Source organism: Leptothoe sp. EHU-05/26/07-4, assembly GCF_043421015.1.
Lineage (GTDB): Bacteria > Cyanobacteriota > Cyanobacteriia > Phormidesmidales > Phormidesmidaceae > Leptothoe > Leptothoe turfae.
Window position 1 is genome coordinate 726,745 of record NZ_JAXSQV010000002.1, and the last position, 21,675, is coordinate 748,419.

The window sequence follows — 21,675 nt, forward strand, 5'->3', positions numbered from 1 at the left end:
GAAAAGTGTAGGGTGGGCACAACCCACCAAAAGGGGAAAAAATATACCTACTTAATTCGCCGCTGCCACCACCCACGTATCCTTACTCCCTCCCCCCTGGGATGAATTCACCACCAGCGACCCTTTCTTCAAAGCCACCCGCGTTAACCCCCCTGGATTCACGTAGATATCTTCTCCATTCAAAATAAACGGGCGCAAATCCACATGGCAGCCTTGAAACTGACTGTTAACCAAAGCCGGTACCCGGGAGAGGCAAAGGGTGGGCTGGGCAATATACCCCCGAGGATTTGCCTTAATCTGGTCAGCAAAGGCATCACGCTCCGGATCGGTGGCATGGGGGCCCACTAACATGCCGTAACCTCCCGAGGCATTGGTGGCTTTGACCACCAGCTGATCAAGATGGTGGAGTACATAGTCCTGCTGCTGGGAATTTTCGCAGAGATAAGTAGGAACATTGGGGATGATCTGCGCCTCATCGAGGTAATAACGCACCATGGCGGGCACGTAACTGTAGATCATCTTGTCATCGGCAACACCGGTACCTGGAGCATTGGCGATCGCAACCCGCCCCTGACGATACACGTCCATGAGCCCTGGCACCCCCAAGAGAGAATCAGGATGGAAGGTCAGAGGATCTAAGAATTCATCATCAATGCGGCGGTAAATCACATCTACCCGCTGCAACCCTTTAGTGGTTTTCATTTGCAAATAGCCGTCTGCCACAACTAAATCTCGACCTTCCACCAGCTCAATGCCCATCTGTTGAGCCAAAAATGAATGCTCAAAATAAGCAGAATTATAGATACCGGGAGACAACAGAACCACTCGCGGCTCGGGCATTCCATCGGGTGCCAGGTGCAATAGGGAGGCGAGTAGCTGACTGGGATAATCGTCCACTGGGTTAATATTGAGGGCCTCAAACAGGGCTGGAAACGCCCCTTTCATCACCCGTCGATTTTCTAAAACGTAGGAGACGCCAGAGGGACAGCGAAGATTATCTTCAAGGACATACCAGTTGCCGTTGCGATCGCGAACTAAATCAGTCCCAGTGATGTGACACCAGATCCCTTTCGGCGGCTTTAAACCCAAGCAAGGCTTCAAAAAACCCGTTGCAGACTCAATCACCTCCCTGGGAATAACACCGTCCTTGATAATATTTTGACCATTATAAATGTCGTCCAAGAAACAATTTAACGCTTTAATACGCTGTTTTAAGCCTGTTTCCAGCCACTGCCACTCATTGCGAGGCACTACGCGAGGCACTACATCAAATGGAAAAATTCGCTCTGTTCCTTGATTATCGTTATAAACGTTAAACGTTACGCCCAGCTTAAACAACATATTCTGAGCCATCTGTTGGCGCAGCATCAGCTCATCAATGGAAATGTCACTGATACGCTTCACCAATAGTGCCGCCTCGGGTCGAGGCACCCCTCGTCTGACAAATAGCTCGTCGTAAAAATCTCCGGGATCGTAGGAATTAAACACAATCAGCATTCTCAAAGCGCATATTCCACTGATTAGCGGCTATCGGTATCGCAAATTGTAAAAGTCCATACATCTGGCAAAAATTTAATACCAGGTTAAGCCATTAATGGGTAAAACAGCGTTCAGTTATCACCATTACGTTTTTCCATGAAGAACAATAACGCTTAAAACTTTGAACACCATTGTAAATTGTTATGGTAATCATCGAGAGAATACCACAGTCATCCAATCTCAATCATCAGAGAGCATTTGAGAACAGAGGCAAACGGCCTGCCACATAACACCGTCTGGAAATTGAGAGAGTCCAGGCTGACAGAGGATGTAGCATACGAGACTATCCTTTTATACACATTCTGTAAAAACAGTTGTTCAATCCCCGTTTAAACAGAAAGGCTGTGGCTATAAAAGACCTGGAAAAATCTCCTTCAGCTTAAGGCGTGACCACAACTAGAGCAAAAATTATCCCCAGGGGCAACTTTGGCACCACACTGGCTACAAAACTGTCGAGTAGCCGCAGGTTGAGGCGCTTGATTAGCCGCATTCATCTTTAATTCCATATTCCCCATATGCATTTCCATCGGGGTCATCGTCATTTGCATCGTCCCCATGGTCATCGGTGGCATCGGCGGCATAGATGAGGTGGGCATAGCAACCGTTTGCCGCATCGACAACTGCTGTGCACCGACCATAGATACCTCACTACCTGCCAGGGTAATGCTATTACCCTGGATATACACACAGGTTTCACCCTGGGCAGTCAACAACTTAACGATAGCCCCAGCGGTATTTTGATATCCCTCTGGCGGTGCAATCCAAGGCCCCGTAGTCATGCTGCTACTAGCCTGTTGCTGTTGTCCTGGCATTCCCATAGTCGTGGTGACAGTCGTTTGGTCACCCTGATTATCTAAATAAACATGGTGACCAGGGTTGAGTTCACATACGTAGGCCATGATGATCTGATTAGGTAGAGCTGTCACTAAATGATGCCTCCCCAGCCGGGAACATGAATAAACATCAGAAAATCTTAATCCTGAGCTATACTCAGCTGTTAACCGCTATTAAATTATGAAAGACTTACGAAAGTTGCGCACTAAAGTACAAACGATATAGCTCACAGCTAGGTATTACCTGGTTACCCTGTAGCTGTATGAGTCCCATACTATCTAACTCATAGGCCAACATCGGATCAACTTTGGTACTCTGCTCCGCAGTCATGACGTCTTTGAGAGCAGCGGTTAACTCAGGACGCAACTGCAAAGCCACTAAGTAACCACGCAAATGATCTTGGTAAATGCTGGCCAGGGTCGGTGCATCGCGTAACAATTGCCTTACAGTAACAGCGCCCTGACAAAGGTTATAAAACGCCAGCTGTACGAGATAGGGGTGGCCACCTGTCATCGCTAACAATGAGGAAAGCCAAGCTATATCGGCATTACCTTCCGAGTCATGTAGTTTATAGCGACCTGCCAACTGCTGCATCTGATTCAAGCTAAAATAGGGCAACTTGATTGGCAAGCCGACGTTGCATAAAGATTGGCCGATATCGAGACAACTGTGAAACTCTGAGCAATAAGTTACCACTAGTCGGAGATTTTGCATTGAAACAATGCGCTTCGCCCGTTCGTGCCATGATCTCAAGACTGAGAAAAAACAACGAGCCATGTCAATATGCTTCAAGAGCAGATCCGCATCATCCACAAATAATACCAGCGGTTTTTTAAGCTGCCTGAGTATATATTGCTCAATATACAGGGTAGAACTTAAACGAGCCCCCATTTCTGCATCCCAATAATCATCAAGTTTAGGCTCTAGATCTAGCTGATAGCTGATGTTGGCACAGAACCAACGTAGAAATTTAGTCTGATCCTCTTTGAGACAACCATCAATCTCTTGACAGTCCAAGTAAACAGTCCGATAGTTTTGAACAGCTGCATACGATAGTATTCTGAGCAGCAATGAACTTTTACCCATTCTCCTAGGAGCTTTAATGCGCACCATTCCTCCTGGCTCACTTATCTCTTGACAAGCCATGTCTTCGATCGTTGGATGACTAATATATAGCGCTGAACCAACGGGAATAGAACCAGCAGGAAACTTACTTTTGAAGCATAACTCTGTTAAATAGACTTGCCTGCCAAGGAGAGATTGACTGTCCTCAAGAAACTGTTTTTGGTGAGGGGCTAAGGATTGTGGTTCAAGGATCGGACGCAGTGTAACTTTACTAATGGGAGTTTCAAAGGTATCCGACAACAAATGCCATAGCTCAAACGCCACTTTTTTTAGATAAGCCGCATCGTAATGCAATTCCTCTGCCATACTGGCATAGGTTTCTCCTTCCCAAGACTGGCGTAAAATCAGTTCCTGCACGGGAAGCAACTGCTTTTGCCCTGTTGCATTAAGCACATGAACTATCTCATCAGGGGTCATAGGGCTCCTAGAGATATGGGTAAGCCATAGGGCATATACGAACTATCATATATCGCTTATGTGGATAACTTTTGTGTACTAAATTAATTTTATTAGAGTTTTTCAAGAAAGTAACCTTTTGGGTGTTGACAAGAATCATAAGTAGTGAATGCATGCCCCTCAGGCACCCTGACGTGCCTGAGGGTAGAATAATATTTCAGGTTTTATTAAAAAATGTCACAAACTGTACTGAGCCATCATCATAGTTGTTGGTTTTTGTATTGAATCTTATTTTTTTTAAAAAATACGTTTGCGCTATCTAATGGAATAAGTAACCCTTTAAGGGGAATACAAGTAACTTTTGTCCAATGGAAAAATCTCTTAGTTTATATACACTGAGTTGAGACAAGAGTACGGTGACAGTGCGATTGCTGAGCAATTACTATACACAATCAGCCACTGTGAGAGCTCTCTCGCAGTGGAACAAGTATGAGTGATCATGATTTCATTCAGTTTCTGTAGTTCGTCAACCGAAAAGCGATGGGAGCATCAATATGTCTAAGGAATATTGAAGTGAAAATCAAATAAGAGCCTGTATATTAATCTCTTAAGATTTTCCATGGGAAGAGAGTAATTCGCTTGATCGCATTTAATCTAACCCTTTGAATATCTTAGGCAGTTGTTAAAAACCCAGTTATTGGGCAATAGTGCTTATGATTTTAAGCAATTAGGCGTATTGTGCTCTACCACCAACAATACGGACATACTAAAAAAGCCTTTCCCCGTCTGGGGGAAGGCTTTTTGCGAAGATTGCAATACATACTACATGCTTCGATAAAGCGTCAGCTTAATTATTTATTTAAATTTAATAACAACTTAAATTCAATATTGTTTTTTGTTAGCGTCTCATATATATACTGTTGCTGTGGTGAGTGAGATTATTGCGCGTATTATGGCAATAACCCACATTTTCTTATAAAAAACTTCAATTTAACCTAAAACGGTAATAATAAAAAATGATTTTTCCCTGTCAGCTTCGCCATAGTCGGAAAGGATTTTTCTTTCTAGAAAGTACCTTACAATATTTATCTACGTACGTTCATTCAATTTTCAATTCATTTCCTAATACACAGATGTTTGTTCCATACAGCTGTGGTCCAAGGGTAATCGGTAGCTAACCTAAAGCTGCTTAGTCCCGCGACTAGATTTCTGTTGCAGGAAATCTAAGAATTTTAGTTCTAAAATTTCCTGGTTTTTACCTGCACACGTTTGGATTTGGGTGATGAACTACTCCTCAGTACCTTTTAATATTGCTGCATTAATTAATGTAGCTTCTGCTATTCCGACTGCTTTTAATCAAGCCTTCCAAATTTGTACATACAAGATAGGCGATGAATTCTTTGCCTATGGGGAAGGTCCTCAAGGTTCTCCGTTATCCCATGAAGAGGGTGCAGGGCTTTATATCATCTGTGATGGTCGTGCTCGTATTGTTAGTGATGCAGAGGTGATGGGTGGCACCCCTGTGCAATCTCTAAAGCGCGGTGATACATTTGGGGTGGAGCCAATATTAAACGATCACAAGCTCACATATCGGGTCGTAGCCGCTGAAAATGTTGAAATTGCTTGGATGTCGTTAACCACTTTCCAACGTTGGATTAACCAGCTACCAGATTTAAAGACATATCTACTTTCCCAAGCCCAACACCGCGAAAAGCTAATCTTCTTCAAGACGATGACCTCTTTCCAAGGGCTCAGTAGTTATGAGCTAGATCCGTTTGTCGGTGTCTGTCAACAGCAACAGGTCCCCTGTCAACAGCGATTAGTTGAATTAGGCGATGACTCTCATTTTTGGTTGAGATCAGGCCATATTCAATCATCTCGCCATGGACATAATCCATTGTTGCCGGGAGATAGTTGGGGGTATCCCCAACCGATTCCGACTGATTGGGTTGCCCGAGAAGCGGTGTCAATCTATAGCCTCCCCAAAAAACAATGGGCTCGATTCCCGTTTTTACACCCCGTAGAATCTACATTATCCAATGGATTCAAAACAAATACGGTAGAAACACCATCATTTAAGAACAGGATATCTCTTGAAAATGTGTTGAATTCCACATCCACATTAAATTCAGTTACGCCTCCTGCCCATAGAATGGGCTTGCCTGAGAACATTTCTGAGCAAGGTCTAGTGGAGTTTCCTCAACCCCGTTATCGAGGACGCCACCCCTGGCAAGGTTTTCCTTTTATTGAGCAGCAAAGTACAGCAGACTGTGGTGTGGCTTGCCTGGCTATGGTAGCCCAGTACTGGGGTAAACAGATCAGTCTTAATGTTCTACGAGAACTGGCAGGGACTAGTCGAGAAGGGACGTCCTTAAAAGGGCTAGTCAGAGCTGCTGAGAAAGTAGGCTTTGAGACTAGGCCAGTTCGGGCGAGTTTAGATTGTCTGCATGAAAAACAACACCCATTTGTCGCCCATTGGCAAGGAGACCACTATGTTGTGGTCTATCGAATTCAGTCTAAACGTATTTTAATTGCAGACCCAGCCAAAGGTCGTAAATGGATACAGCAGAAAGAGTTTTTAGAAGGATGGACTGGCTATGCTCTGCTCCTGGACCCCACTGACCGGCTACAAGCGTTGACTGCTGAGAGTCAGCAATCGATGGGTAATCTGATCAGATTACTATGGCCCTACCGCACTCTCATTAGCCAAATCATTCTCACTTCATTGCTAATTCAGATTGTTGGTTTGGTAACTCCCCTGTTTACTCAGGTGATTCTAGACCGTGTGGTAGTACAGCGTAGTATCGTTACACTCAATGTGTTTGCTATGGGTCTATTGCTCTTTGGTCTGTGGCAAATTGGGTTAACGGCTGTACGTCAATACCTCCTAGATTACTTTTCAAATCGTTTAGATCTTTCATTAATCAGTGGTTTTGTACAGCACACATTAAAACTACCCTTAAAGTTTTTTGATTTTCGCCATGTGGGGGACATCACAACACGAGTTGAAGAAGGACAGAAGATTCAGCTGTTTCTCACACGGCAGCTGGTTATTGTTTGGTTAGATGTCGTGATGATGGTTGTCTATATTGCCTTAATGGCCTATTACAACTGGCATTTAACGTTATTGGTTTTAGCATTTATTCCATGCATTGCCCTACTAGCTATTGGAGCGACACCATTATTGCGACGGGTATCACGCAAGATCTTTAATGCTGATGCTAAGGAAAATTCGACTTTAGTAGAAATGATGGCAGGTATTGGCACCATTAAAGCTGTCTCTGTGGAACAAGAAGCTCGCTGGCGTTGGGAAAATGACTTAATTCAGCTACTCAATGCTCGATTCCATGGTCAAAAACTGGCCAATGCATTGCAAGCATCGAGTGGCGTTATTCACTCATTAGGGAGTACGGCTTTAATCTGGTACGGTGCCTATCTGGTGATCCAGGATCAGCTAACCATTGGGCAGTTTTTTGCCTTTAACATGCTGATTGGCAGTGTCATCGGCCCCGTACTGGCTCTCGTAGGGCTCTGGGACGAATTTCAAGAGGTGACAATTTCCATAGAACGGCTCAATGATATTTTTTCTGCTAAACCTGAAGAAGCTACCCAACGTTCTATGTTGGAATTGCCATCTATTCAAGGTCACATTAAGTTCGACAATGTAACGTTTCGCTATGCAGAGGATGACGAGCGTAACATTCTACAGAATATTTCTTTTGATGTCCCTGTTGGAGAAACCGTTGCCATTGTAGGGCGTAGCGGCTCAGGTAAATCAACACTCATTAGCCTACTACAGGGGCTGTATCATGCGAGTAGTGGTCGTATTCTGGTTGATGGCCATGAAATTCGTCATATTGCTCCCCATTCATTGCGATCGCAACTCGGGGTTGTCCCTCAAGAATGCTTCCTATTTTCTGGGACTATTCTAGACAACATCACCCTACATCGCCCCAACTATACCATTGACGATGTTGTTGAAGTCGCTAAGCTTGCCGAAGCCCACAGCTTTATTCAAGCATTACCCTTGGGATATAACACCAAGGTAGGAGAAAGAGGGGCCACACTTTCTGGAGGGCAGCGACAGCGCATAGCCATTGCACGAGCTTTGCTAGGACAGCCACGTGTCTTGATTTTAGATGAAGCAACCAGCTCACTAGATACCGAATCCGAGCGACGTTTTCAACACAACCTAGCCCAGCTAAGTCGTAACCGCACCACCTTTATCATCGCTCACCGACTATCGACCGTACGCCAGGTCGATCGCATTCTTGTTCTAGATCAAGGAATCCTTGTGGAACAGGGCAGCCATGACCAGCTGATTGCGGAACGGGGCTTGTACTACTATCTAGCCCAGCAACAGCTAATGCTCTGAGTCGCCAGCCCAGTAATGAGCATCAGTTACTAAGCGTTATTCTTTCTTTTTTATCAAGAGACGGGTCGCTATGGTCACGACCCTATGCAAAGCCCCCTTTTTTGGAGTGCAGACCCATGACACACGTATCTAGCATTACCAACACTGCGCCCACATCCACATCATCGCCTGATTCAGCCATCACAGCCTGGTCACCCGCGGTGCAATCCACCCTGGACCGCCCACCATCGCAGCTGCCCTACCGTCTGCTGACAGGCGGTATTACCTTTTGCATTGCATTTGGCATTTGGGCCTATGTGGGAAAAATTGAGGAAGTGAGTTCTGCCCGCGGACAGTTGATCCCCCAGGGAGAAGTCTATAAAGTGATGCCTGTTAAACAGGGTAAAGTGTTAGACATTTTAGTCAAAGAAGGTGAGCCAGTGCAGGCTGGCCAAGCCATACTGAAGCTAGATGATCAGCTTGACCGCAATGAAATCGAACGACTGGAACAAGCCCTAGAAGCTGCCCAAGACAAACTTAGCCAAACCCAAGCCTTGGTGGCAAAAACCCGTTTAGAGATTCAAACCCGACAAGCAGGTGTCCAGGCCAATAGCCTGACCTATACAGTAGCTATTGAGCAGGCTAAATCCAAAGCCACGACGACACAAGCACTAACAACACAAATTCAGACAGAAATTACGGCCCATCAAGAGCGTATTCAGCGGCTGCATTCTCTACAAGAGCATGGAGCAATCTCCCAGGAATATTTCTTTAATGCTGAGCAATCTCTTCTATCACGACAGCAAGCCATGACCCAATACGAGGGTGATTTGCAAGGACAGCTGTCAGAAGTCAAACGTTTAAAGGCAGAACAAAAACACCAACAGGCAGACGGTAAACGTCACGTATTAGAAGTTCAGCAGCGCCTGCAACAGCTAGAAGTAGAAACAACTCAGCTGAGAGCTAACATTCTTGAAATCAAAACTCAACTGCGGGGAGCCTACGCTAAATTAGGCCATAGAACTCTGGAAGCACCGGTGGATGGTGTCGTTCTTAACGTCAAAATTGCGAACCCTGATGAGGTTGTAGATGCAGGCCAACCGATCGCAGAAATCGCGCCAAAGGAAGCTCCATTGATATTATTTGCTAAGCTAGCTAATCGAGATGCTGGCTTTGTACAAGCTGGCATGACTGCGCGGATCAAGTTTGATGCCTATCCTTTTCAAGACTATGGCGTAGTCGATGGAACCGTGGTGACCGTTGCCCCTGATGCCGTCAAGGATGAGAAATTAGGAGAGGTCTATGAAGTTGAGATAGCTCTCTTGAGCCATTATATGGAAACTGAAAAAGGACCTAAAAACTTCAAGCCTGGGCAAACGGCCACCGTTGATATTAGTCTGCGTCGACGTCGAGTCATCAACATTTTGATCGATCCTTTCAAACAGTTAAAAAAGGGTGGAATCAATTTATAGGCTCTAGATTGTAGATGTAATAAAGATTTTCATCAAGGCATTTTAGACGCTTGACAGCTCCTTAAGCTCACTAATGTGAGCATGTCCGTGAAACAAATACTCAGTTCACAATAGAGATTCAATCATTTAACAACAGATAGAGGATATCAAAAATGGATAAACAGTCAGATGATGTCATGACAGCCATTTTAGATGGTAAATACTCATGGGCCTGTGTATTATGGCTACGGGGCAAGGGATATAATCCTAAAGAATACATTCCCTGTCGTACCTACAATCGCTTACTCAAACAGCAGCAAATTGCCTGCAAACAGAACAATAATTCAGCAGGTAGCGGCTTTGGTGCGTGAATAAAGAAGTTGCGGAGCCGTAGGTGCCGGTAAAGTGTAGTTACCACACAAACACGGTACCGATGAAACGCACCTACAAACTCCGCAACTGGTCTGAGTATAACGCTGCTCTGGTAAAGCGAGGAAGTCTGACGTTATGGCTCAGTGATGAGGTGATTGCCGAGTGGAAAAACACTCAAAAGACTGGTAAACCAGGGGCATCGAAAGACTATAGCGATTTAGCCATCCAAACACTCTTGACCTTCAAAGTGCTCTATGGACTGGCCTTACGTCAAACCATTGGCTTTGCAGGGTCTATCTTTGAACTGATGGATGTATCGGTAGACTTACCGGTGCATACAACATTGTCACGTCGTCAACAGACATTACCGATTGATTTACCGATTCAGCCGACCTCTGGCAGTCGTCATGTGGTGGTTGATAGTACGGGCATTAAAGTGTACGGAGACGGGGAATGGAAAACCCGGCAGCATGGGGTGAGCAAACGTCGCACTTGGCTCAAACTCCATTTGGGTGTCGATGAGCAAACCGGAGAGATTCTGGCTGCCGTAGTGACTTCGAACGCCATCACTGATGGCGAGATACTCCCGGACATCCTCGACCAAATTCCCGATGAGATTGACCAAGTGAGTGCCGATGGGGCGTATGACCGCACCTACTGCTATGACGCCATTGATGAGCGTGATGCAACGGCAGCGATTCCCCCTCGCAAAGATGCCAAAATTTGGTTTCATGGCAATCGCAAACAGGCCCCGCATCCACGAGATGAAAACTTACGAGCGATTCGCAAACAGGGACGGTCTACCTGGAAAGAAGAGATAAACTATCATCGACGGTCTTTGAGTGAAACCATGATGTATCGACTCAAAACTATGTTCACAGGTGAGGTGTCTGCACGAGGGATTGAAAATCAAACGACAGAATTACTGTTGGAATGTTCTATTCTCAATCAGTTCACCCACTTAGGAATGCCCGATAGCTATCCTATTGAAGCCTAAGATCGATATCCTAGAGGACCGATCTGTCTACCAAAATATTCACGCACCAAAGCCCAGGTAGCCAACATCAAAACTCTACCCATGGGACAGGCTCACACATTACAGACCTATCTTATTTAAAGGACAGTCATCAGAACGACCGGTCTGTCCGAGGTGGGTTTAGAAGCGTTTGTTCACGGTTCAAACTGAATTCTTCCAAACCACTATCTCTCCATTAGAATTCATTGATAAGGGGCTAATAGGCAACACTTACTCCAAAATAATTGAGCGTATAAACAGGCAACGATTAATCTGGTTGATTTTCATCAAAAATAGGTCAAACCCTTTATTCAAAGGCTTTTTGAAAGCTCAGCTGAATAAAGGGTTTATTGCTTTTTGTAACAATTGTTACCGTTGGCCAAAATGGCCTGACATCTACCTAAAACCAAGCTATTCTCAAGAAAACTTAGAATTCACGGCCCCATGATTAAATGGATGATCGGTCATCACCATTAACCATAGATGTGGGCTTAGCATTCTAAATAGGAAAAACTCATCAGTTTTACACTTCTCAACGAGAGAAACCATTAAGCTGACTATACACTGGAAGACTCTGACATATGACAGATTTTTCTAAGGCTGATTTCACCTCAGAAGAGATTGTTAGTTACCTTAAACAAACAACTCAACTTAAAGGTATTTACCAAAAACTACTGAGTCAAAAAGTAATCCAGCATGGGGCTCGCATTAGAGATATAACAGTTACCCCTTCAGATGTTGAAGCTGAAGCGGAGCGTCTTCGCCGTGAGTATCACCTAGAAAAAGCGACTGACACCTTTGTTTGGCTAGCTGACCACTTAATGGGCGTTGATGATTGGGAAGCAGGCATATATTCAAACCTTTTAGAAAAAAAGCTAAAGGAAAGTTTATTTGCCTCAGATGTTGAGAAGTATTTTTCACAAAAGCGACTTCAGTTTGATCAAGTTTTGCTCTACCAGCTGCAAGTCAAAGAATCCCACATTGCCACAGAAATACGGTATCAGATTCTGGAAAAGGAAATCACATTCTATGCTGCGGCCCATGTATATGATATCAATTTAGACCGTCAGTTGCGATGTGGCTATGAGGGTAAGCTGTGCCGATGGCAATTGGAGCCCCATGTGGCCGCTGCTATTTTTGGCTCCCCCCCAGATAGCGTTATTGGCCCAATTGAAACAGACTCTGGCTATAGTCTGTTTATGGTTAAAGCCTTTATTGCAGCTCAGTTAACACAGGAGATTCGACAAGAGATTATTCAGGAGCTTTTTGATGAATGGTTGGCACAAGAGATTAACCATTTAGTTTATAGTGACTTGGATTCAAATCTATTGGATCCAGCCTTCACATAACCATGTGTCGAGACGATTGATTTAATAAGTACCCATGTAATTAGGAGAATTGGACCATGAAACGACAAAATTTTGTAAAAAAGCGTATTATTACTGCTAACGGGCAGGTGGTTGCAGAGGCAAGTAGCACTGTTATTATTTCGGATAATTCGACCCCAGAGAAGACAAGTTATCAGCAATGGGTAGACGTAGACATATCTCCCAACCAGTCAAGTAGCTGTGCCAGTAGCCATTCTAGCGTGACGGAATAGCTTTGAAATGACTACTCACACACTGGAGGGAATCGATGAATAAAGCAGAGTTTGATGAAGTGATCGAGGCCATTCTTGATGGCAAATATTCTTGGGCTTGCGTTTTATTTCTTTATGGTGAAGGCCATAATCCACTTCAATATATGCCCTATCGAACCTATCATCGCTTAATGAAAGCAAATCGACATCAAGAGAGAGCGTTGCAAGAATCACTAACTATGCCTCAATGCTCTACAGGGCATCAAAACACTGGGCAAAAAATTACCGACCTCAAATACCTGAAGACCGTTGATACGTCTCAAATCAATATTAGAGGTGGCTGGAAACAATGGTTAAGCCAAACCGTTTCGCCCACATTGAAATGGAGTAACTAAAGTATCAACTCACCGGGTATCAACTCAATCACAGGTCCAGGCATCAGAACCTTACTGATGCCTGGCTTCTGGCTACATACATCTGAGGCTTCATCAATTAACCAATACTTCCCGACTTTAAGTTGATGCTCAACTCACCAGTTAGGATCAGCTGTGTAAGGACAATTATTGACTATTGTTTGACACAGCTGACTTTAATAGTGACATTATCTCGTTCCTGTAATGCGGTACGCAATGCGTGTTTAGCATCTGTCAGCGATGAATTCATGCTAATGGCTATGCGATAGGAGTCAATGGCAGCCTGTAGATCACCCAATTCCTTTTGCGAATTGCCCAAGGTGTAAGCCCTATCAGCATACCTTAATTGCTCAGATTGAGAGAGTTTGCCTTGATGATAAAGTATAGTCGCTATGCCTATATCTGCAGTTGGATCAGCAGGGTTAAGATTTAGTGCTTTTTGATAACAAGCAATGGCTTCATCCCAGGATTCCTCACCTTTTAACTGCAGCATTAGAGCCAGATGAGAGTAGGCCTCCAACAGCTCGGGTTGCATCAGCGTGGCTTGTCGATAGTATGAAATCGCAACCTCCAACTCTTGCTGTTTCTGATATTTGTTGCCTAGCTCATAGTTAGCCAACGCATATTGATGATTTTCTGACGGTGGTAACTGTTTCTGGTCATATAGTATATTGGCAACAGCAACCTCAGCTTCCCGATAGGCGGGTTTCAGCTGCCACGCCCTTTGATAACAAGCAAGAATATTATCGTTGTCTACGTCACCCTGGATCTGAAGGGTGAGTCCCAAATAATAAGAGGCTTCTGCCAAATCAGGCTGCATGGCAATGGCTTGTTGATAGTATGCGATCGCAACACTCAAATCACCTACCTGACGTCGCTGGTCTCCTAAATCCATATTGAGGTTTGCATAGTGCGAATATTTTTCAGAGGACAATTTACCTTGCTCATACAGGGCATTCGCCCAAATCACATCAGCCTCGACACATTCAGGCTGTAGGTCTTTAGCTTGTTGATAACAATCAATAGCGCCATCCCAGTCACCTTGCTGCTGTAATAAGTAGCCAAGATTATGGAAAATTGCTGCCGTAATCACAGGTACCGTAGGTAAATCAAGCGCTCGCCGAAAGGTCTGGTCAGCCCTATGTAAATGCCCCTGGGTTTGATAGAGCGTCCCTAAACTAAACCATGCCTTGAGATTGTCAGGTTGAAGCTCTAACAACTTTTTAAAAGATGTTTCAGCCCCTTGCCAATCTCCAGTACGCTGACAAATAACGCCTAATCCATAGAGAGCTTCAGCATGCTCCGGCTGTGTATGCAAAATTTGACGATAACACTGCCCAGCCTCAGATAAACGGCCCGCCTGGTGATAAATTGAGGCAATTTCCAGGGCTTGAGGCAATGTCCTTATATCAAGCTGAGGCGATCGCTGTGACTCACCTCGACGTTGTAACGTTAAGATTTTAATATGCTGAGGCTGAGCACCCAACGAAAATTTATAGGCCTCATTTCCCATCAAAAAATCATACACCTCAAATTGGTTTTGAATAGCAAACTGAATACTCAATGCATGCAAAATTAAACCTGACGAGAGATTTTTAACCGCCTCATCACGTCCCCCCAACCAAAAAAGCATCGACTTCTTCTGCCAATCTATCAAATTGGCAATGGCACCCAGGGGTTGATCATTTCGCCATAAAACTGGCAAATAAAGACAATGATATTCAAAACAACGTCGTAAACTCAAATCAGCATTTTCTAAAATGTTGCGACAGTGCTCATTGCCTTTTCGACCCGACCAGCTTTTTTCCCAAAAATTCAATAGAACTTTAATATGCTGATCCAGTGTTTCAGCTGTCGGTTGCGTTACCCTGAACTCACCATTTTGACTAACTTTTCTTAAAAGGCGTTTGACTTTTTGACGTGTATTCGAGCTTAATTTCTCTTGAAGATAGATATCCCAATCCTGAGGCAACAGAATATGGGGAACAATATTGTTATCTATAGAGTCAACATCACTCGTGTGATGAAGTTCCTGAACAAGATAGTTTTCTTTAGGAAAATCTTCTAATAATAACTTTGATCGAGTATCTGCTGTTGAAAGATTAGCAATGGTTAGAGTTGACCATGCTGTGAAATGCTGTAGCAAATAATTAGCAAAAGCAGAAGCCACATCTTTTTCATAGTTTGGAAGACAGATAAAAGGAATATGCATCGCATCTGTCACACCAATAATTGATAGTTCGTTATATAGCTGACCTGGTAGTTTTTCATCAGTATTAATAACGAGGGGGAAGAAAGCTACATAATTTTGATTGGGTTCAGTTTCCTTTGCAGCTAAAATCATCCAAGGTTGTTCATATGCTTCATGGCAATTAAGTCGACCATTTAGCCAAACCCAAGAAATAAAAAAAAGAGATTTAGGATCAGATTGGTATACCCATTCCCACTCTTCTTTTATTTCCTTAAATTGATCAAGCGTATCAACAACGTCAATTCTCATAGCTATATTGAACTTGTCGGCTATTGGCTGTATACAGTTGGTAGGCCTTGAAGCTTACTGGCTAACGATATCAGGTCAAAAAAGAACCACTGCATTCATCTGAAATAATCATCATCTGAATTACAGTGATTCTTTTAGGGGACTGAGTAGAGCTCTGACATCTAAGCTGATTTGGGCAGCACGGAGGTCTTGTTCAACCTATCTAAATAGTTAAATTGACCTATTCTATGCAACTCCTGAGAAAATTAGAGCGTTGTTGAATCTCGACATGAAACAATCCGTTAAATCTCAACTGTTAGCAAGTTTTACGAACGATTCACTCTCTAAATCAACAACGCTAGAATCGGATGCCAAATGCAAATTAAAGTAGAGGTGCTGATTACTGATTAGTCAACACTAACTTTAGTAATTGCAGTGGCTTTTGCATTCCCTTTGAATGCATAGGCACTAGCTTTTGAAGACGCATTCACCTTTACAACATCGATTTTAATTTTGACGCCACGACGACGGCGACGGCGATGAGAACCACCAACGATATCGGAAGATACTGTTGTTTCAAGATAGCTCAAATCAGAAATATACATTATCTTTCTCTCCAAGTTTTGTAGTATGCTCACCAACCAAGTTTCTGATTGGTGAGCATACTATATCTACCTGTTCTAAGAGAATGTTGCCAACTTGGCAGGAGTTTTTTTATACGTTGCCGTTACTAATCTTTGGTATAGCTCTTTACCTGTGAAATCTAGGCTATTAGCCCGTTTTATAGAGCACTTCATCTTCTAAATCAGTAAGGTTTTGATTCCTAGCTTCTGACGTCTAAGTACTATCCTTAGAAAAAGGTCTCATTTTAAGTTGATATTCTCTTTATAGCTTTGTTACCCATAAAAATAAGAGTCAGTTACTTGACTGACTCTTAAACTTACTAGCCATGTTCAGACGAACAATACTAGATTTAATATTGTGACACAAGGACAATGGCTTCTGTTCAACCTTAGAAATCAGCTTACAGCTGAACAGAAGCAGAGGCGCGTGCCCGACCCCCCACTGCAGTGGCACTGGCTAAAGCACTCCCCCTCAGGGCTCTGGCAAAAGCACTAACACGGCGAGTACCATGGGGGCCAACATAGGTTGTAAAATCGACGTCGAAATCAGCATCAAACTCGGCATCTAAAGCAACGTCGACACCCCGAGAGCTGCGACGAGAACCACCATGAATATAAAGCTGATTTGATATATCCTTGAAAAAATCAAGGTCTGAAATTATCAACTGACTCATTTTTTTCTCCTTATCGGACGATAAGTTGTTACAACGATGAGAAATGAACCTCGACAGACAGATAGTACAAACAGTGAAACGATCTTGCTATTTCCCCACTCGTTGTGAGAATACAACCGCAATGGGGCATCTGTAAGTTAAGGCTCACCAAAAGAACAATATGGTGCCTGATCTTTTGGTGAGCCTTAAAGGTTCCCATCCTTGCAAATACTAGGATTGCTGAATGGTAAAGCTGATCAAATTAGAAATAGATCAAAGATCCACTCCAATAGAATCTGCTAAACTTAACGACGACGACGACGTCTGCCATTGCTAGCATACGATGTGGAGCTAGCGTAAGAACTGGAGCCAATACCAGCCGCCGCATTAGTTTCTACATAAGCATCGGTTCTAGTGTATTTACCCAGTGCATCTGCAGCCGCATCAGCTGTAGCTTTAGCAGATCCACCGCGATGACGACGGCGACGACGACCACCTAAGATATTTGTTGTTTCAGAAACAGTACCTAGATAGCTTAGATCGTTGATATTCATGAGTATGGCTCTCCAAAGAAGATGTCTAAAGCAACCTTTTGTTGCTGTTGTAGATACAATATTGTTTTTTTTGAGAAAGATGTGGCCATTTTGGCAGATTCTTGGAAAAATATCGTATTTAGTTCGGCAGCTGACATTTTTAGCAAGTGTGGCCATTTTGGCAGTTTTGACCAATATCAAGCTTAGTTAAGTTACCTCAAAACACATTTTCCCCCTCAACGACCTTAAAGTAAAGGAGCGTTAAAGGGGGAAAAGACAAAGAGAAGAGATGTTTAAATAATGTGAGACAATCTCTTAATCAATTAAGATCTCCTTACACTAGCCATGGAGCTTTTTTTTAATGAGAAGCCAGTTAAGCCTAAGAGTGGTGCAATTAAAGCTAATACACCAGTGGGTTCTGGCACCGACTGTTTACAGTCTTGCTGGCTGGCAGCCGTTGCCACACAGGCAGAACTGGTTTTAACTTCCACCAGTTGTAGGTAGGTATCTGTGTCAAAGCTACGGCTATAGGATCCTTCCACAAAGGCATCGACAAACTCACTTTGTCCGCCAAAGGATGTGTCAAAGAACGTGTCAAATGTCAGCGCACCGCTCGTCTGTGGTTCAGTGAAATTATCGTCTGAGCCAAGTGTGGATAAACGTCCACTGAGTGTAAAGGTATCCAACAGAGATAAAGAATTGGATTGAGTACCTCCATAGAGGGAGAATGAGACTTCACCAGTTGCCTGGGCAGCTTCAACATCAGGACGATCAATCTCTGTTTCGAGCAGCAGCGAGGCAATAAAGTCAAAGCTAAAACTGTTGCCAGAGGCGACAAAGAAGTCACCAATGACTTCAGAAAAGCTTTCACCAATGCCAAAATAGTTGTTGCCGTCGTCACCTATCGCCTCGCTAAATGCGACATTACAGGCACCAGGATTTCCTAAGCCGAACAAACATGAATCTGCACCAGCCGCATCATTAAAAGCTGCAGCATCTGCTATAGCATCTACCATAACTTCACCATCTTCGGCGATGGCAATAGTATCCGTATTTGTATCTGTTGCACTACCAAAGAAATCTTGATTAAAGGTTACTTCTAGTAAGCTTTCTGAAAACGCAAGACTAGCGGCCTGACCGGGGGATGCGATCGCAACCACCCCCGACGTAACAGAAGCCATCAAAAGCCAAGAGGCTTTACCTAAACATCGATTCATGGAATCTCCTGACATAAATAATTTAAAAAGCATGTATCATGACGCAATTACGTCATTTGAATTGGTATTTGCCACAGGGAATTTCTAAAAACAGACAGCCCGTTCCTGATCTGACTTGGCAGATGTGTTGGGGTATTTGCCAGTTCAATCGCTTAGTAATCTGTTGTTCTCAACGATTACGTCTGTTTTTAGCAATCGAGCCAGGCTAAAGATAACAAGTTGTTCAAATACGTCCAGGCAGTTGTAGACAAATAAGTCTTCTTTGCTTCTGCATTAAATCCAACAGAATTATTTAAATTGAGATGCTCAACAGCTCACTACAACGAGTGACAGATTGGTTATGCACCCCTCTGTCGCGATGCGACTATGCAAACTATGGCACCCTAAGATATCCTACCGACTAAAACAGTGGCAGATATCTAACTTGACACCCGGTAGTCACACTCTAATGGAGACTTAAATTAGGTTGAGACTATAGTGTTTTAGCGTTTAACTGTTGATTAGCACCTAAGTGCTTTCCCGTAAGTATATTTAACTGTATTGCCAGGGTCCCTAGGCAAAGCCAAAATAAAGTCTGTGGTGACTTTAATAAAGATTACTCAGTAAAGTTGCCCTAACCCACCTGTCCATAGATGTTTGCTGACTTAGACCACGGAATCAAGCAGCGATTGCAGCTGCCATGTATGGTCTTCTGACAGTCGTAATATAGATTGATGGTATGCTTCCAGAGATTTGCGATGGCCAACACTAAGGTAAGCGGTTTTGGTGGCCGCTAAATGACCATAAAGTTGTTGTTCATTGTCACGATCAAGGGCGCTGGTGGCTTCATCGAGAATTGTATATTTTGGCTGATGCAGCAGCACTCGGGCAAAACTCAGTCGCTGTTGTTCTCCCAGGGATAACACATCGCTCCATTCTTCTTCAGCATCAAAGCCACCAAAGCGTTCATCTAAGTCAGGCAAGTTAACTTGCTGAAGTGCTGTTTTGAGCTGGGCATCATTTAACTCAATATCGGGATAGGGATAGAGCAACTGCTGCCGGAGGCTACCTAAAATCATGTAGGGCTTTTGCGGTAGAAATAGCAAGTACTCCAGTTCGGGGCGCTCGATGGTGCCGTTGCCAGAGTTCCATAGACCTGCGATCGCACGCATCAGCGAACTCTTGCCACAACCACTGGGGCCAACCACCAGTAGCGAACTTTGGGTATCTAATGCCAACGAGAGATCTTCAATTAGCGTGCGCTGATAGTTAGGCGTCTGCAATGTCAAATTCTGTAGCGTCAACTCTAAACCAATCTCACGATTGATAACGGGGTGGGCAACAACTATTGCCGACTCTGCCTGCTCTATTTCCTCTTGAGTATTCTCCTCTGGTGAACTCTCTGGCTCCTCAATGTGGCCAAGGGATGTGGCAAAGTCATAGAGACGATCAATCCCCGCCCCAAACGCAGTCAAGGATTGAAAGCGGGCAACAATCAGGTTAAGAGAGAAGAAAACGCGAATAAATGCCCCCTGGGCTTCGCTGACCTTACCCACTTCGATTTCACCGTTGAATATGCCAGGGGCAACCACCAGAGCCGGTAAGATAAACGGAATAAATTCATAGGCATTGGTCACACCATTCAGTCCTAACTCCCAGCCTAGCAGACGCTTGTAATTATCAAACGCCGCCATAAATCGGTTATTAACCTGGGTCGATTCTTGAGTCTCACCTTGGTAAAATGCGATCGCTTCAGCATTCTCGCGCACCCGCACCAGGCTAAACCGAAAATTAGCTTCCCGCTTCAACTGTTCAAAATTTAGACGAACCAGGGGCTGGCCAAACACACCCACTGTGACCAGGGTGCCGACAATGGCATAGCCCACCAAAAAGAGTACCAGCTCTTTAGAAATTCCCAACAAGACGCCACTAAAGGCAATAATTTCCAAAATTGAATCAGACAGCACCAGCAGTAAGGTCAAGGACTCTTGAGTAAAGTTCTTAACATCCTCAGCAATCCGCTGGTCAGGGTTATCAATATCAGGATCAAACTGATTAATGCGGTAGAACGCTCTATCAGCAAAGTAACGCTCTACAAAGTCGCCAGTCAGCCAGCGTCGCCAGGCCAGACCCAGACGGTCACGCAGGTAGGTGTAGCCTGCCAGCAGCGGCGCATAAACGACTAGAACACTGATAAAAATGACAACGGTTTGCCAAAATCGGGATTCATTTTTGGCAGACAACGCAGAGATCAGCTCCCCCCGCTGATTATTGAGGACAACGCTAAGACCGGTATAGGCCAGGAGAAGTACAACAATGATGAGCAGCAGTCCTCGGGCTTTCCACTTTTCATTGCTGAACCAGTAGGTTTTGGCAATGGTCCAGAAACGTTGAAAGATTTGGAGGTTAAAGCGTTGCATAGAGGAGAATTCATAGCCAGATCCGGTCTTGTTAGTGTAAAGGGTTTAGCGGAGCAGTGGCTATTTACTGGGGCTTCTCATTCCAGATCTGACGATGGATTTTCCAATCTCCCTGCTCTTTTTGCATGAGCCATAGGCCCCGAAACTTAATTTGCACCGATGGGCTGCCATCGTGGGGGTGTACGGTCACCATGGCGATGCCAGTGACGTAGCCAAAGTCTCCCATAACCTGGATTTCTTCGGCGGTGAGTGTGGGAACTAGATCTTTATCGGCAACCTGCTGCGCATATCCTGCTGCAATACTGGCTCTACCGTTATGGTCAGGAACATGGGGTGGCATTTGTATAGCTGCTTTGGTAAACATGGCGGCATAGGCATCGGAATCTTTGGCCCTGGCGTTTTCGGGATAGATGTCCTCGAATATTGTTTTGATTTGGTTGCGATCGCTAACCGACATAATTCCCTCTCTAATGATTCTTGCAGGTGTAGAGATCTCTTCCGCTGTAACTTACTTGCCTAATCCGCTTAAGTTTTACCCTCTGGTATACATCTCAAACATCAGCAGGTTATAGCCTTGAGAACGTGCCCAACATAGAAAGACCTCGCCCCCCAACATGTAACTATTCGATCTTACGTCCTATCCCTAAGCTTCCGCTCGTCCTGTCATGTTGGGAACACGGGGGGCTGTGGCAA

At 44.2% G+C, this 21,675-nt stretch carries 17 protein-coding genes; 7 read left to right on the forward strand and 10 right to left on the reverse strand.

Translation table 11 applies throughout. The features are described 5' to 3' along the window. Window positions 1-51: 51 nt before the first annotated feature. The 3 genes from U2F10_RS04920 to U2F10_RS04930 all read right to left on the reverse strand — a co-directional run bounded on the left by U2F10_RS04920 (window position 52) and on the right by U2F10_RS04930 (window position 3,915). The gene (locus U2F10_RS04920; protein WP_250564940.1) at window positions 52-1,497 is read right to left on the reverse strand and encodes a circularly permuted type 2 ATP-grasp protein; all 1,446 of its coding nucleotides are present in this window, start codon (window positions 1,495-1,497) and stop codon (window positions 52-54) included. 416 nt (window positions 1,498-1,913) lie between these two features. Further along, complete coding sequence (locus U2F10_RS04925) at window positions 1,914-2,438, reverse strand: zinc ribbon domain-containing protein (protein ID WP_499865865.1); 525 nt, start codon at window positions 2,436-2,438, stop codon at window positions 1,914-1,916. A 124-nt stretch (window positions 2,439-2,562) separates the two neighbouring features. Further along, window positions 2,563-3,915, reverse strand: a complete 1,353-nt coding sequence (locus U2F10_RS04930) for an AAA-like domain-containing protein (protein WP_499871079.1) — start codon at window positions 3,913-3,915, stop codon at window positions 2,563-2,565. 1,261 nt (window positions 3,916-5,176) lie between these two features. On the opposite strand from U2F10_RS04930, the gene U2F10_RS04935 reads away from it, so the two are divergent. The 7 genes from U2F10_RS04935 (at window position 5,177) to U2F10_RS04965 (ending at window position 13,060) form a co-directional block, all read left to right on the forward strand. Next, on the forward strand, window positions 5,177-8,269 hold the full coding sequence (locus tag U2F10_RS04935; RefSeq protein ID WP_499871080.1) for a peptidase domain-containing ABC transporter: 3,093 nt from the start codon (window positions 5,177-5,179) through the stop codon (window positions 8,267-8,269). 116 nt (window positions 8,270-8,385) lie between these two features. After that, window positions 8,386-9,720 carry an HlyD family type I secretion periplasmic adaptor subunit gene (locus U2F10_RS04940; protein WP_499865861.1) on the forward strand — a complete coding sequence of 445 codons (1,335 nt, stop codon included), beginning with the start codon at window positions 8,386-8,388 and terminating at the stop codon, window positions 9,718-9,720. A gap of 152 nt (window positions 9,721-9,872) precedes the next feature. Next, window positions 9,873-10,070, forward strand: coding sequence for a HetP family heterocyst commitment protein (locus U2F10_RS04945; RefSeq protein ID WP_499871082.1), 198 nt, complete (start codon window positions 9,873-9,875; stop codon window positions 10,068-10,070). Window positions 10,071-10,132: 62 nt separating this feature from the next. Beyond that, entirely contained in the window at window positions 10,133-11,068 is a 936-nt protein-coding gene (locus U2F10_RS04950) for an IS5 family transposase (RefSeq protein ID WP_499870216.1), read from the forward strand. A 599-nt stretch (window positions 11,069-11,667) separates the two neighbouring features. Further along, window positions 11,668-12,435 (forward strand): peptidylprolyl isomerase, encoded by a 768-nt coding sequence (locus U2F10_RS04955; protein WP_499865860.1) that lies wholly within the window; start codon window positions 11,668-11,670, stop codon window positions 12,433-12,435. 56 nt (window positions 12,436-12,491) lie between these two features. Continuing rightward, window positions 12,492-12,686: a hypothetical protein gene (locus U2F10_RS04960; RefSeq protein WP_163664486.1), complete on the forward strand. Its 195-nt coding sequence runs from the start codon at window positions 12,492-12,494 to the stop codon at window positions 12,684-12,686. A gap of 35 nt (window positions 12,687-12,721) precedes the next feature. Next, window positions 12,722-13,060 carry a HetP family heterocyst commitment protein gene (locus U2F10_RS04965; protein ID WP_163664487.1) on the forward strand — a complete coding sequence of 113 codons (339 nt, stop codon included), beginning with the start codon at window positions 12,722-12,724 and terminating at the stop codon, window positions 13,058-13,060. A gap of 172 nt (window positions 13,061-13,232) precedes the next feature. Here U2F10_RS04965 and U2F10_RS04970 read toward each other — a convergent pair whose 3' ends face one another. The 7 genes from U2F10_RS04970 to U2F10_RS05000 form a co-directional block, all read right to left on the reverse strand. Next, window positions 13,233-15,578 (reverse strand): GNAT family N-acetyltransferase, encoded by a 2,346-nt coding sequence (locus tag U2F10_RS04970; RefSeq protein ID WP_499871083.1) that lies wholly within the window; start codon window positions 15,576-15,578, stop codon window positions 13,233-13,235. A gap of 386 nt (window positions 15,579-15,964) precedes the next feature. Then, complete coding sequence (locus U2F10_RS04975) at window positions 15,965-16,162, reverse strand: hypothetical protein (RefSeq protein ID WP_163664491.1); 198 nt, start codon at window positions 16,160-16,162, stop codon at window positions 15,965-15,967. A 419-nt stretch (window positions 16,163-16,581) separates the two neighbouring features. Further along, the gene (locus tag U2F10_RS04980; RefSeq protein WP_163664493.1) at window positions 16,582-16,854 is read right to left on the reverse strand and encodes a hypothetical protein; all 273 of its coding nucleotides are present in this window, start codon (window positions 16,852-16,854) and stop codon (window positions 16,582-16,584) included. Between the two features lie 284 nt (window positions 16,855-17,138). Beyond that, window positions 17,139-17,387, reverse strand: a complete 249-nt coding sequence (locus U2F10_RS04985; RefSeq protein WP_499059383.1) for a hypothetical protein — start codon at window positions 17,385-17,387, stop codon at window positions 17,139-17,141. Between the two features lie 302 nt (window positions 17,388-17,689). After that, window positions 17,690-18,583 (reverse strand): hypothetical protein, encoded by an 894-nt coding sequence (locus U2F10_RS04990; RefSeq protein WP_499060278.1) that lies wholly within the window; start codon window positions 18,581-18,583, stop codon window positions 17,690-17,692. A gap of 644 nt (window positions 18,584-19,227) precedes the next feature. Further along, entirely contained in the window at window positions 19,228-20,982 is a 1,755-nt protein-coding gene (locus U2F10_RS04995; RefSeq protein ID WP_163664499.1) for an ABC transporter ATP-binding protein/permease, read from the reverse strand. Window positions 20,983-21,046: 64 nt separating this feature from the next. After that, window positions 21,047-21,439 carry a YybH family protein gene (locus U2F10_RS05000; RefSeq protein WP_499871085.1) on the reverse strand — a complete coding sequence of 131 codons (393 nt, stop codon included), beginning with the start codon at window positions 21,437-21,439 and terminating at the stop codon, window positions 21,047-21,049. Between the last annotated feature and the right edge of the window lie 236 nt (window positions 21,440-21,675).